The organism is Micrococcus sp. M4NT, from assembly GCF_033790745.1.
GTDB lineage: Bacteria > Actinomycetota > Actinomycetes > Actinomycetales > Micrococcaceae > Micrococcus.
In genome coordinates this window covers 1-255 of the sequence record NZ_JAMYEH010000028.1, presented here as the reverse complement: position 1 = coordinate 255, position 255 = coordinate 1, and the positions used below count along the sequence as shown (strand labels likewise).

At 56.1% G+C, this 255-nt stretch carries 1 rRNA gene; it reads right to left on the bottom strand.

What is annotated here, in order from left to right:
- Nucleotides 1-255, bottom strand: a 16S ribosomal RNA gene (locus NJC10_RS11285); the annotation flags it as partial.

Genomic DNA, 255 nt, shown 5'->3' with positions numbered 1-255 from the left:
GTGTCTCAGTCCCAGTGTGGCCGGTCACCCTCTCAGGCCGGCTACCCGTCGTCGCCTTGGTGAGCCATTACCTCACCAACAAGCTGATAGGCCGCGAGTCCATCCATGACCGAAATTCTTTCCAACATCCACCATGCGGTAGACGTTCCTATCCAGTATTAGACCCAGTTTCCCGGGCTTATCCTAGAGTCAAGGGCAGGTTACTCACGTGTTACTCACCCGTTCGCCACTAATCCACCCAGCAAGCTGGGCTTC